The organism is Muriicola sp. Z0-33 (genome assembly GCF_026126425.1).
In the GTDB taxonomy this organism is placed as follows: Bacteria; Bacteroidota; Bacteroidia; order Flavobacteriales; family Flavobacteriaceae; genus JAFMPW01.
In genome coordinates this window covers 349,695-363,268 of the sequence record NZ_JAFMPW010000002.1, presented here as the reverse complement: position 1 = coordinate 363,268, position 13,574 = coordinate 349,695, and the positions used below count along the sequence as shown (strand labels likewise).

Annotated in this window: 12 protein-coding genes; 2 read left to right on the top strand and 10 right to left on the bottom strand. The window is 40.7% G+C overall.

The genetic code is table 11. From position 1 onward, the window contains the following. Position 1: 1 nt before the first annotated feature. Positions 2 to 949, top strand: coding sequence for a helix-turn-helix transcriptional regulator (locus tag J1G40_RS04500; RefSeq protein WP_265241355.1), 948 nt, complete (start codon positions 2 to 4; stop codon positions 947 to 949). Between the two features lie 78 nt (positions 950 to 1,027). On the opposite strand, the gene J1G40_RS04495 is transcribed toward J1G40_RS04500, so the two are convergent. The 10 genes from J1G40_RS04495 to J1G40_RS04450 form a co-directional block, all read right to left on the bottom strand. Beyond that, positions 1,028 to 2,113 (bottom strand): hypothetical protein, encoded by a 1,086-nt coding sequence (locus J1G40_RS04495; protein ID WP_265241353.1) that lies wholly within the window; start codon positions 2,111 to 2,113, stop codon positions 1,028 to 1,030. A gap of 305 nt (positions 2,114 to 2,418) precedes the next feature. Beyond that, positions 2,419 to 2,832, bottom strand: a complete 414-nt coding sequence (locus tag J1G40_RS04490) for a YeeE/YedE family protein (RefSeq protein WP_265241352.1) — start codon at positions 2,830 to 2,832, stop codon at positions 2,419 to 2,421. A gap of 4 nt (positions 2,833 to 2,836) precedes the next feature. Next, positions 2,837 to 3,394, bottom strand: coding sequence for a YeeE/YedE family protein (locus J1G40_RS04485; RefSeq protein ID WP_265241351.1), 558 nt, complete (start codon positions 3,392 to 3,394; stop codon positions 2,837 to 2,839). 29 nt (positions 3,395 to 3,423) lie between these two features. Beyond that, positions 3,424 to 4,734: an FAD/NAD(P)-binding oxidoreductase gene (locus tag J1G40_RS04480; RefSeq protein WP_265241349.1), complete on the bottom strand. Its 1,311-nt coding sequence runs from the start codon at positions 4,732 to 4,734 to the stop codon at positions 3,424 to 3,426. A 157-nt stretch (positions 4,735 to 4,891) separates the two neighbouring features. Continuing rightward, positions 4,892 to 5,098, bottom strand: coding sequence for a DUF2892 domain-containing protein (locus J1G40_RS04475; RefSeq protein ID WP_265241347.1), 207 nt, complete (start codon positions 5,096 to 5,098; stop codon positions 4,892 to 4,894). 133 nt (positions 5,099 to 5,231) lie between these two features. Continuing rightward, complete coding sequence (locus J1G40_RS04470) at positions 5,232 to 6,215, bottom strand: DUF3365 domain-containing protein (protein ID WP_265241346.1); 984 nt, start codon at positions 6,213 to 6,215, stop codon at positions 5,232 to 5,234. A 31-nt stretch (positions 6,216 to 6,246) separates the two neighbouring features. Next, on the bottom strand, positions 6,247 to 6,591 hold the full coding sequence (locus J1G40_RS04465) for a rhodanese-like domain-containing protein (protein ID WP_265241345.1): 345 nt from the start codon (positions 6,589 to 6,591) through the stop codon (positions 6,247 to 6,249). Positions 6,592 to 6,776: 185 nt separating this feature from the next. After that, positions 6,777 to 8,189, bottom strand: coding sequence for an MBL fold metallo-hydrolase (locus tag J1G40_RS04460; protein WP_265241343.1), 1,413 nt, complete (start codon positions 8,187 to 8,189; stop codon positions 6,777 to 6,779). Between the two features lie 67 nt (positions 8,190 to 8,256). Then, positions 8,257 to 9,990: a SulP family inorganic anion transporter gene (locus J1G40_RS04455; protein WP_265241341.1), complete on the bottom strand. Its 1,734-nt coding sequence runs from the start codon at positions 9,988 to 9,990 to the stop codon at positions 8,257 to 8,259. Between the two features lie 68 nt (positions 9,991 to 10,058). Further along, positions 10,059 to 10,691 (bottom strand): Crp/Fnr family transcriptional regulator, encoded by a 633-nt coding sequence (locus J1G40_RS04450; RefSeq protein ID WP_265241339.1) that lies wholly within the window; start codon positions 10,689 to 10,691, stop codon positions 10,059 to 10,061. Positions 10,692 to 11,065: 374 nt separating this feature from the next. Between J1G40_RS04450 and J1G40_RS04445 the strand changes: the two genes are divergently transcribed. After that, positions 11,066 to 13,567 carry a heavy metal translocating P-type ATPase gene (locus tag J1G40_RS04445; RefSeq protein WP_265241337.1) on the top strand — a complete coding sequence of 834 codons (2,502 nt, stop codon included), beginning with the start codon at positions 11,066 to 11,068 and terminating at the stop codon, positions 13,565 to 13,567. Positions 13,568 to 13,574 lie beyond the last annotated feature (7 nt).

Genomic DNA, 13,574 nt, shown 5'->3' with positions numbered 1-13,574 from the left:
CTTGCTCAGCCTTGCATTTATAGTAGCTTTTATTTTTTGCCTTGCAATTGCCATTGCAGGAATTTGGATTTCAAGGCATTTCATTAATACCTACAACACATTTTTCCATAAACATTACTTCTATTATTTGGTGACCTTTTACGCTTTTGCATTCTATGGGATTTGGGCACAAATTCTGATGCGAATATTGCTGAACACTATAAGCACCAAAAATGAAACCATCATACTTGCAGCAAATTTCCTGCCCATTCTGGGGGTTCCATTTCTTTTTATATCCTGGATCATGTTGGTGAAAATGGGTTATTCGATAACATCATCTCCAATAAGAAAAAAACTATCAGTTCTTGTAGTTGTTTTGTTTGCAGGGTTATTTCCCCTGTGTTGGGTAGTGTATGTTGCATTGTACAAAGCACATTGGTTTTTGGGTGAACAGTTTGCCTATACCCAGCTAGGACTTATGTTTTTTGCTGAATTTGCCATAATGACCTTTTTTGCCGTTAATGCCTTTAAATACTCAAAACCCATTAAGACGGGCAGAAGGAAAATCATCAGGATTTTTACCTTTTTGATGCTTTTGGGAATCATCATTCGGGCGGCCACTTTACCACTTTTATTTACGGATATAGCGTTTGTGCCCCCCATAGTTCTGTTGTATTTTTTGTCTAATATATGCCCCTTGTTCTATTTAAGATTTAAATCGGATGTACTATTTACCCCTGTTTTTGCAGGAAGGCCCAGTGATGAAAAAAAGGAACTACTTTATAAAAAATACAGCATTACCAAGCGAGAAAAAGAAATTGTTGAGGGTATTTGTAAGGGGCTGACCAATCAACAAATCGCCAACGAATTATTTATAAGCCTGCAAACTGTAAAGGATCATACCCACAGAATATACTCCAAAATTGGGATAAACAGCAGGTTGAAACTGGTGCAGCTGATTAACGGGTAATGGTTGACCTTAATTATTTCGGCGTTGAAAGCCAGCTATGATTAATTAAGATGCCAGATAACTTTCTTTATCTGCTCTTTATGGAAAGTGAACTTCTACAGGATTTAAATTGATATAAAACGGTTTTGCGAAGCTTAAACTCAATTCACCGGTTGCGGCATCAGTATAAGGGGCCATACACAGTAACCTGTTGTTTTTAAAATCGGTTTTAAGTACGGTCAGCCCAAATAGATTTTCAGATTTTAAGATGGTACTACCTTCTTTTCCCCAGGCTTCCCAGGGGCCTTCCATAGAACTGGAGCGGTAAAGACGTACACTCTTGTCTACTTCCTCATCAGATTGTCCTTCATAAATTCTGTTACAGGTTGAAACTATTAAATAATACCACCCATTGTCCTTGTCATGAACTAATTTAGGCAACTCTAATTGGGTAAATTTATCTCCATCCGGCAGGGTAGTGGGGGGGTACATTTTATCTATTCTGAATAATTCCCCTTCTTTTTTTAAGAGTGCATGAGCCATTGCATTTTTTAGTGGTGCAATCTTGGCTGCCCAGAACAGGTGTACATCCCCTTCCAAACCGATAAACACAAATGGATCTCTCCAGGCCATTATAGGCCCTCCGCCTTCTCCATCGTTATGCCCCATGCTATCTGGAGCGTCCAGATAATAGCCCAGGCCAATAATCTCATCCCGATCTCTTATTGGTGATGATATGGGTTCATCCGCAATTTCATTTATTGTATAACCATCATTGGAAACAGCCAGGGCAATGTTTTGCAAAAAACTTCGGTCCTGACCCGCGTTCCAAAGACCGGTATAGGCAGTTAATTTTTTACCATTGGGTAAAACCTCAATAGAACCGCTCCAAATGGTCTTGGAATCGTGCTTATCTTCACCTAAACGGGCACTTAAGAAGCAGCCTTCATCTTTCCAGCTTAGCCCCTCGTCCTGTGAACTAAAGTGCCTGATGTGAAAGGGATAAGAATTTCTTTCGGATGGATAAAGACCAGTACCGTCTTTTTTTGTGCGACTCACCGCCAGGCAGTAAAGATGTATTACATCATCTTCTACAAATGACCAGGCGTCCCACAGATAGAGATGTGGATGGCGGATACCGTTGGTAAACGCCGAGTTGTATGCTGTCGGAATGTTTTGTTGCATGTGGAACTAACTTATAAACCTTTTCTAATAGCTTAAAGCTGGCAAAGTTAAATTATTTATTTCTTAATTAACGCTATTTATTATAAAGAGGTTTTGTAGTTTAAAACTTAAATATAAGGCAGGTTTTTCCTATTTGTATCAAGTTAGGCCATCTTTTATATTATGGCCCGGAAAAATTTTTATTCCAGGAATCGTCCTGGTCATTCTAAGGACCAGTCTATTGATGAAAAGACAATCCACATGCAGCCAGTTAATTAAATCAGATTTCTTTTTAATTCAGTAATAATTCTGAAGCTGAACCAGAATTAATGGGGGAGCTTGTCTTTCAGCAAGCCATATAAGAAAGTACCCAGGATAGCGGCTCCAATAACCACAAATATAGATACATACCCCGCCCCTGCAAGAGTAAACATCGGTCCGGGGCATGCGCCCGCCAGGGCCCAGCCTAAGCCAAAGATAATGCCCCCAAAAATATATCTGTAAAAATTCATTTCCTTGGGAGGTAAAACTATTTTCTCGTTGTAGAACGACTTCATTCGAGTTCTTTTTATAAACTGTACCACTAGTATACCAAGCAATAATGCAGAACCTATTATTCCGTACATATGAAAAGATTCAAATTTAAACATCTCGTATATGCGAAACCATGAAGCTGCTTCTGATTTAAACATTGTTATACCAAAAACAATCCCGATCAATAAATATGATACTGTTCTCATAAGGTTAAAAAATTAAAGGAAAAATAAAATGAATCATAACCAGGCCACCAGCAAAAAAGCCGATCACAGCTATTAGCGAGGGTAATTGTAGATTACTTAAGCCCGAAATAGCGTGCCCGGAAGTACAGCCACCAGCGTAGCGCGCTCCGAAACCTACCATCAGACCGCCAATAGCCAGTATTGAAAGGCTCTTTATATTGGTCAGGGCACTTAAGTCATAAAGAACTTCCGGTAGATAGGCCTTACCTGCACTATTGAATCCCAGTAACTTTAAATCTTCCACTGTTGCCGGATTAATAGCAACCGCTGTTTCTTCGGAAAGCAGATTGGCGCCTATAAAACCACCAATAATAGCTCCTAAAACCACAACAAGGTTCCATTTTTGTTCTCTCCAATCGAATTTGAAGAAAGTTGCCTGGTTACCTGCACCACAAATAGTACAAAGTGTTCTTAAGTTAGAGGACATTCCAAAATTTTTCCCCATCAATAACAACAGGAACATAATAAGCGTAATCATTGGTCCTGAAACGTACCAGGGCCAGGGTTCATAAATCCAATTCATATTAGTTTATTTAGTGTGGCAATTAAATATCAAACATATTTTCCTTTCATCATTTTGTTCCAGTAAAGATAGGGTAAACCGTATTTTTTAAGCACCCAAAGCCTCCAGTGCTCTTTGGAAGAATCTGATATAAGCATTTGTTTTAATTTCGGGTCAGGAGTAAAATTATTGTTGTAATCAAATTCGGCAAGGACCATTTTACCATAGTCTGTCACCAGCGGGCAGGAAGAATAACCGTTATAGGCCATGGTGCCCATTTTATTATGCTTTATTAAAATATCAATATTGTCTACCACAATAGGGACTTGTTTCCGTATAGCAGCGCCGGTTTTGGCAGTCGGCAAGGCTGCGACATCACCAAGGCTAAAAATATTTGCATAGCTATTGTGCTGCATAGTTTTATGGTCCACGTCTACCCAACCGGCATCATTTACCAAAACCGAATCTCTTACAAAATTGGGGGCAACCGAAGGGGGAGCGGTGTGTAACATATCGAAATGTATTCCATATCTGTTACCATCCCTGCTAACTTTCACATCCTTGTAGTTGTATTGGAAAGTAGTGTCTATTTCTAATTGTTCCGACTCATCTTCCGATGGTACAACGCAACCACCTTCCTTGATGGCTTTGCCCAATTCGTACCAGGCAATCTGTTTTTCGCCATCAACAGCAACTAATTTGTGATAAAACCTTAGGTTAATATCTTTTCTATTGACAACTTTCATTAAGGTCTTCGCAATCTCCGGAACACCAAAAATGATAGTACCGCTGGTGGCAAATACCACATCCGTTTTTTTCCGTACCCCACTTCTTCTGAAGTGATTTTCTGCCAGATACATTATTTTCTGGGGTGCACCTCCGCATTTAATCGGTGTTGCAGGCTGTGTAAAGAGGGCCGTGCCGCCTTTAAAATTTTTGATGACCTCCCAGGTATGATCAGGATCTGTATAGTTGCTGCACACCACACCTTTATCTATGGCCTCTTCCAGTCCGGGTACAAGACTGTAATCGTAAGCAATTCCGGGGGCTACAACCAGATAATCATAGGTTATATCTCCGGTAGCCTCTGTATGTACGGTATTTTTTTCCGGGTCAAAACCAGTGGCTTTATCTTTTATCCACTTGGCACCCTTCGGAATTACCGAAGCCATCGGCCTTGCAGTCTTTTTATAATCGAAGGTGCCGGCCCCGACCAGCGTCCACGCCGCCTGGTAATAATGTGTATCTGCGGGTTCTATTATGGCTACGTCTTTTGCCTTCTTTTGACGAATTAGCTGTGCGGCCACCATTATACCAGCGGTACCGCCTCCAATGATTACTATTTGATGATGTGATCCCATTTAGAAAGGTGTTTTTAATATTTGATAAAGTTAAACTGTTTTTCAGGGCCCGGCAGTAACCTAGGTTACATAGCCATAAAAAACTACCTACGCTCTTATACCAGATACCCTGCTGCGAAACTAAAAGGGCACTGGATGGCTAAAAAGAGGTTACTTACTAATTATTCTTCTTGTGTGTATTGAGCCCGAAAAAAGTATACAGAGGACAAAAATTGATAAAACTGGTAATAAGAAATATCCCCGCTAAGGCCAGCAGTACCATCCCCAATGTACCATCAATTACTTTGTAATAGTATAAGGCCGCAATGATTAGTGCTACTACAATTCGGATTCCGCGGTCTAAACCACCCATATTTTTTTTCATAATCGGATATTTAAATTATTTAATTAACTATTTGTTCTATAATAAGTACAAGTGCAGTAACAATGCCTATACACACCAGGCATACCAATAAAAGCTTAATCCCTTTATTATACTTCATTTGCACCTACCTTATTCATTCTATGCTTTCTTCTTCAAAATGTATAGACCAGATACCGCGCACCTGATTTTCAGCATAGCCTACCGCCTTGTCTCCGGGATATAGTGCATTAAGCGTGGCCAATGTGCCTGGTACAATTTGCTCATCAGGTTTACCATGGCACTGCAGGCACATAGCATTGGTGGTTATTGGATAGTAAAAACTAACTTCCCCTTCTTCCCGTTTTACAATGGGTTTGGGTGTTGTTTTTGCCGCAATTAATTTCTGATAATAACTTATATATCCCAATTCTTCCTGATTCGCCATATTATCCGGGTTTCTCGGTTTGTCAGATACCCTTTTGATAATAGCATTTTTCATAACAGACACACTGTCTGTGAGTCTGGTGGCCTGTGTATTGCAAAATTCAATAGCGCCCGAGGGCCCTTTTTCAGCAATTGCCCGGATCAGGTTTTTACCAAGTTGATTTTTGGCTGCTTTGGCATATTCCATTCCTACGCCAGCATACCTGGTATGGATATTTTCTGACGCCCTGAGCTGTTGTTCGCTATCCTCCTGGTTTTGATGATTTACATCGTACCAGTCTGGTTTCTCAATATCATTATCGTATAAGTATTCGGCTATTTGGGTAATGGCATCCTCAGGGTAGGGGATATAGGGCATTATGCCAAACTTTTTAAGTGCTCCGGGCATTTTAGAATTCTGTTCGGGGTCGTTCACCCAATTCATTAGGGCATTAGTGAATTCTTCCTTTGTAGTATTTTCTGTGATATAGTGCTTTTTAATGGCCACCATAGGCGGGGCTATCATACTTTCTTTTGTTACTTTGGGATTGTGGCAGATATAGCATTCTTTCTCCAGAAGCATCTTTCCCGGATGCCCTATCTCACTTGCGGCAACCTCATTTTGTGAAGTATCTGTTATAGGTACTGTATCTGACTTTTTACCTTCTTTACAGGCTGCAAATACTAGAATCAGCGCAAGTAGCAGTTGTTTCATAATCTAATTTTTAACGCCATGATTGGCAGATTTAACCCCATTGCAAATACCCTCCCTTTAAGTCGTACACTTTCTTAAATCCCATATCTATTAGCCTCCGGGCCGACTTCAGACTTCTTGCACCTGATCTGCAATACAGAAACAAGGGCTTATCCGGATCTAATTTTTTAAATTGTTTAATAAATTCAGGGCTATTATAGTAATCGATATTGACTGCATTTGGGATATGGCCCTCATTATATTCTTTTGGGGTACGAACATCCACCAATTGAACATCATTTCGCCTTATTGCCGAAGCATAATCCGCTTTTTCTAAAATTATAATTTTATCGGTGCTTTCGTCTTTAGTTCCTAAAAGAGTATTTAAAAATGACATGGAATAAATTTAATTAGTTAAAGGTACATTGCCTGTTGCAAGTGAAATGTGATTAATATCATTTATCACATAAAAACAACATTAATATTGTATTAGAATTAAGCCCGTAGCTTTTATAAAACTACATCAGGAAACGGCCCGTCAACAGACAGGCGGACCGTTTCTTAATGGATAGTGCTTCTAATTTATAGCATTGTAGAAGGACAGATATATTCAGATTTCTCCATACCTGTTTTTGCTATTTCTTCAAAACCTCCGACAACATCTGCGAAATTGGTCCATCCTCTCTGTTTTAAAATAGAGGACACAATCATACTTCTGTACCCACCACCACAATACATTGCAAAATATTGGTCTTTTGGAAACTGGGCCAAATGCTGATTAATTTGATTAAGAGGAACATTTATAGCGCCTATCAGATGCTCAGAGTCGTACTCGCTCTTTTTACGCACATCAAATATTGGAAGTTCTGATTTGGCTTTTTCCTCCAGGGCTTTCGCCGTTATTCGTTGCGAAGTTTCAAAATCTTTCCCCGAATCTTTCCAGGAGCTAAATCCGTTCTTCAGATAGCCAATGACGTGGTCGTAACCTACCCTGGATAATCTGGTAATGGCCTCCTCTTCTTTCCCGGGATAAGTTATAAGGAGAATTTCCTGCTTTACATCCGGGATCATTTCACCTACCCACATGGCAAAACTTCCTTCCAGGCCAATGTTAATACTATTAGGGATAAACCCTTGAGCAAAATCTTCGGCGTCTCGTGTATCTAACACCAGTGCAGCTGTTTCATTAGCGGCGGCCTCAAATGCCTCGGGAGTAAAGCCCGTTTTGGCGCGGTCCATAACCTTATCCAGGCTATCATAACCTTTAATATTCATCAAAACATTCTGTGGAAAGTATCCGGGAGGGGCGGTAAGCCCGGTGAGCAATTCCTTTATAAACTCCTCCTTAGTCATATCCGCTCTTAAAGCATAATTCACTTCTTTTTGATGCCCCAGGGTATCTGTGGTTTCCTTACTCATCATTTTTCCACATGCAGAACCTGCTCCATGGTTAGGATAAACAATTAGATCATCTGATAAGGGCATGATTTTGTTCCGAAGAGAATCAAATAAATGTCCTGCAAGTTTTTCCTCGGTCAGGTCTGACACCACATGTTGTGCAAGGTCTGGCCGGCCTACATCCCCAATAAATAAGGTGTCGCCGGTAATAATTCCATGTTCCTTGCCATTTTCATCTATTAAGAGGTAAGTAGTACTTTCCATGGTGTGGCCTGGTGTATGGATCACTTTTACTTTATAATCGCCAACCTCAAAGATCTGTCCGTCTTTTGCTGTAGTAGCCTCATAGGCGGGCTTTGCCCCGGGTCCAAATACAATTTCAGCTCCCGCTTTCTTCTGCAAATCCAGGTGACCACTAACAAAATCGGCATGAAAATGAGTTTCAAAAACATATTTAATTTTTGCATTATCTTTTTGAGCCCTGTCCATATAAGGCTGAACTTCTCTTAGGGGATCAAAAACTGCTGCTACTCCTTTACTTTCTATATAATACGCGGCATGTGCTAAACATCCGGTATAAATCTGTTCTACTTTCATCTATTTGTTTTTTTAAGGTTAATGAAGCAAATTTAGCTTCGTAATAATTAATATACAGTGACTTAGGTTACATAAGTATTTTTTTTGATTGCAGCGTAATCTTTTCTTCAATCGCGCTTTTTTGGCTCAGGGTCTTACAATGTTCAAAAGCCTCAGTTGTCTTTACGAATAAGTTCTCCTTTCCAATATCTTCTATTAAACCGCTGGTATAAAAGATATCCCTGATGGGTCCTATCGCCCCTGATACCAGAAATTTTATCTCTCTGTTTTTTAGCTCATTTATTATTTGCCGTAGCATATGTACGGCACTGCTGTCAATATAATTAATGGCTTCTGCATTCAGAATGACATATCTCAGGTCTTGCTCTCTACCGCGGATTTGTTTTAAAAGTTCTTTTTTAAAGTATTCTCTGTTACCAAAATAGAGTTGGGCATCAAAACGAAGAATGAGAAATTCTTTGAAGGTTTCTGTGTCTTGTGGAAACCTCGCCACATTTTTAAAGTAGTTAGTATTTCTGATTCGTCCCAGTACAGCTATATGGGGCCTGGAGGTTCTGTATACCAGCAGCAGTAACGAAATGAGTACTCCCAGCAGTATACCTTCCTTAATTCCAATCCCAAGAGTTGTCATAAAAGTAACGAGCAAAACGAAAAATTCATCCCTTCTGTGTTTAAAAAGGGTTACAGGGTATTTAAAGTCGATCAGCCCAAAAACCGCTACCATAATAATTGCTGCCAGCACAGCATTAGGCAAATAATAGAATATTGGGGTAAGGAATAATAATGTAAGCCCTACGACCAAAGCACTTACCATAGGAGCTATACCAGTTTTTGCCCCGGATTGCTCATTTACTGCCGTTCTGGAGAAACCCCCGGTGGTAGGGTATGACTGAAAAAATGAACCTACTATATTTGAAGTCCCAAGGGCAATGAGTTCCTGATTGGCATCTACTTCGTAATCATCATGTTTTTCTTCAACTGCCTTGGCCACTGATATGGCTTCCATAAAAGCAATCAGTGCAAGTGTCAATGCTATAGGAAGTAATTCTGAAACCCTTGACAGGTCTATCCTTGGCGTGGTAAGCGCTGGTAGTCCTTTTGGAACCTCCCCTACAATCTGAACCCCAAGTTGATGCAGTCCGAAAACATACACACTGAATATGCCCAGTGCTACAATAAGTAAAGCCCCGGGAAGCCGATTATGGATTTGCTTTAGTGTTTTAATAAACAGTATCGCTGCTAGTCCTATTACAAGGGTAATAATGTTCGTGTCTGAAATATTATTAAAGGCGTTTTTTAAAAGGATATGTATCTGGTTACTGCGTTCAATATCGATGCCTAATAAGTGTTTTAGCTGGCTCAACCCTATGATAATCGCGGCTGCAGAGGTAAATCCACTGATAGCAGGTTTAGATAAAAAATTAACCAGAAAACCCATTCTCAGCAACCCCAAACCCAGTTGAATTACCCCCATGAACAGGGCCAGAAAAATGGCCATTGCAATATACTCTTCTATACCCGAAAGGGCCAAAGCACCCAGCCCGGAAGCCACCAGTAATGAATCCATGGCAACAGGTCCTACTGCTAGCTGCCTTGAAGTGCCCATTAAGGCATAGATAATTTGTGGAATGAGTGATGCATAAAGCCCAAATACCGGGGGCAAGCCCGCAATCATGGCATAAGCCATACCCTGGGGGATAAGCATGATGCCTACGGTCAGCCCGGCACTAATATCGCCAGGAAGGCTGGCCTTTTTGTAGTCTGGGAGCCATTGAAGTATTGGAAAATAACGTTTGAGCATCAATACAGAATTTGAGCACAAAAATAGCGCCTATAGATGCCACAGACAGTAACTTAAGTTACACAGGCTTATAATTCCAAAATTTTAATATAATTACGGTGCAGTTCAATTTTCCCCATTTGCTCCAGTTTTTTAAGAAGTCTGGAAATTACTACTCTGGAGCTATGCAGATCATAGGCGATCTCCTGATGGGTATTGTGGATGATATCTTCCTTATTAATTCTGGCCTTTTCTTTCAGGTAGCTGACAAGCCTCATATCCATTTTATCAAAAGCAATACTATCTAGCGTTTGCAGTAGTTCATTGAGGCGGTGGTGATAACTATCGAACACAAAATTCCTCCAGGACTTGTATTTGGCCGTCCACTCATCCATTTTTTGAATAGGTACCATGATTAAAGTGGTATCCATTTCTGCAATTGCCCTGATTTCGCTTATGGCATCACCCATACAGCAGGTCAGGGTCATAGAACAGGTGTCTCCTTTTTCCAGGTAATAAAGCAATAGTTCATCACTGTCTTTATCTTCACGCATTACTTTAATGGCCCCTGAAATGAGTAAGGGCATTGCCTTAATATACTGCCCTATATCCATAAGTTTATAGCCCTCGGGGACTTCCTTAAAAGACCCCACTTCGGCAATCTCATTTATCAGAGCATCTTCAAAAATATGACCGTAACTTTCCTTTAATGCTTCAATCATTTTAAAATTATTTTTAGCCCTTTATGACTGGTTTGATGTGTTTATCAAGATGTTGCCAAATAGATTTCAGGGGACCTATTTATAGCAAATACTTAAACCTGTTGATACAATAACAAAGTTAAGATATAAACTACAATTGATACGGCCTAAGGACCCAATAAAATGATAGATCCAGAGGTGTATTAAAATTGTACAAAACTACAATTGCGATAACACTTAAGACCTTTATTTACAGCCAATTTTTTATTCGATAAAGCATATAGTATTTTTACATGGAATTTACCGAAGTATGCTTTACTATTCCAAGCTGCTGCAGGTGAAAGACCTGTTATAACAATCAGGCAAATTAGTATCGCGCATTGATCTCTTAACTTATGAAACACAGCTATCACATACACGGAATGACCTGCAATGGCTGCAGGCAACATGTAGAGGAGGCACTTTCCAGGGTTGAAGGCGTTCTAAAAGTAAATGTTGATTTAGAAGAAGCCGTGGCATCCATTGAAATGGAGAGCCATATTGCCCTTGAAAAATTTCAAAATGTTTTGGAAAATGACGGTGGGCGGTATAGTATCCATATGCCCGGGGAACATAATTTAGAAAAGGAGAAGAAGGCCCAAAAACCTAGGGGTAAAGGTACCGGTACATTTTACTGCCCCATGCACTGTGAAGGGGACAAAACATATGACCAGGCCGGAGATTGCCCTGTATGCGGGATGGATTTAGTGGAAGAACAATCCCTAGCGGCTGGCACGTCCAGAAAATGGACATGCCCCATGCATCCCGAGATCATAAAAGATGATCCGGGAGACTGTCCTGTCTGTGGTATGGATCTTGTGCCTGTGCAACCCGGACCTTCTGCGGAAGAACAGACATATAAAAATTTGCTAAGGAAATTTTGGATAGCCACTGTCTTTACCTTGCCCATATTCTTAATTGCCATGTCTGAAATGCTCGAGGGCAATCCCCTGTACAATATTATGGACCAGAAATACTGGAACTGGATACAGTTTGGACTTTCATTATCCGTAGTCTTTTATGCGAGTTGGATGTTTTTTGAGCGCGCTTACAGGTCTATAAAAACCTGGAACCTCAATATGTTTACTCTCATTGGAATTGGTGCGGGAGTTGCCTGGTGCTTTAGTGTCTTTGGGATGTTTTTTCCAGATTTCTTCCCGGCGCAGTTTAAGACCCCTTCTGGTAGTGTACATGTCTATTTTGAAGCGGCAGCAGTTATCCTGACACTGGTGCTTTTAGGACAGCTGTTAGAAGCAAGAGCCCATAGTAAAACAAATTCTGCTGTAAAAGAACTTTTAAAACTGGCTCCAAACACTGCGATAAGGATTAGGGACGGAGCCGAAGAAGTAATCGGGATTGATGAGATTGTACCAGGTAATATCTTAAGAGTAAAACCTGGAGATAAAATTGCTGTAGACGGAATTTTAACCGAAGGAGAGGCCTCGGTAGATGAATCTATGATTAGTGGGGAACCCATTCCAGTTTATAAAAACGTAGGAGATAAGGTAATCAGCGGAACTATAAATGGCAACCTTTCCTTTTTGATGAAGGCAGAAAAAGTAGGTGCGGACACCCTACTTTCGCAAATAATACAAATGGTCAATGATGCCAGTAGGAGTAAGGCTCCTATTCAGCATCTGGCCGATAAAGTTTCCGGATATTTTGTGCCAATTGTGGTCCTGATTGCCATCATCACTTTTGTGATTTGGGCGCTGTTTGGGCCAGAACCGGCCTATGTTTATGCCCTTGTTAATGCCATTGCTGTTTTAATTATTGCCTGCCCATGTGCGCTTGGCCTGGCCACCCCGATGTCTGTTATGGTGGGCGTTGGGAAGGGTGCACAGAATGGGGTATTGATTAAAAACGCTGCTGCTCTAGAGAGAATGGCTAAGGTAGATACCCTTATCATAGATAAGACCGGAACCATTACCGAAGGCCAGCCGACGGTAGAAACCATTGAAACAAATACGGCTATTTTAACGGAAGAAAAAGCACTGGAATATATAGTATCGTTGAATCAGATGAGTGAGCATCCCCTGGCGGCGGCTACTGTGAACTATGGAAGAGCAAAAGGAGTAAAATATTTGAAAGCTGAAAAGTTCAGGGCAGTAGCAGGAATGGGTGTTGAAGGTGAAATAAATAGTAAGATCATCTCTCTTGGAAATGACAAAATGATGGCATACTCCGGTGCAATTTTGTCCTCAGCTATAGAGGATAAGGCTGAAGAATATCAACAGCAGGGTAAAACTGTTGCTTTTCTGGCGGTAGATAAAGAAGTAGTGGGGTTTGTGGTCATTGCAGATAAAATAAAAAAGACGAGCAAAATGGCCATTAAAATGCTAACTGATAAGGGAATCAATGTGATTATGCTTACCGGAGATAACCCAAATACAGCATACGCAGTGGCCAGGGAACTGCAGCTATCAGATTTTCAAGCAGCCATGCTCCCGGCAGATAAGTTAAAGGAAGTAGAACGGCTTCAGGATAAAGGCCATATAGTTGCTATGGCTGGTGATGGTATTAATGATGCTCCGGCCCTGGCCAGGGCCGATGTTGGCATTGCCATGGGTACCGGAACAGATGTTGCTATAGAAAGTGCCGGGATTACCCTGGTAAAGGGAGATTTAAAGGGTATCGTCAAGGCCAGGAACCTTAGCAATAAAGTAATGAAAAACATTAAGCAGAACCTGTTCTTTGCTTTAGTGTATAATACGCTTGGCGTACCTATCGCTGCAGGGGTTTTATTCCCTTTCTTCGGGATTTTACTATCACCCATGATTGCCGCAGCGGCTATGAGCTTTAGTTCTGTTTCGGTCATAGCAAATGCGCTGAGGTTGAGGACAGCATCTATTGGCTGACGTGCAC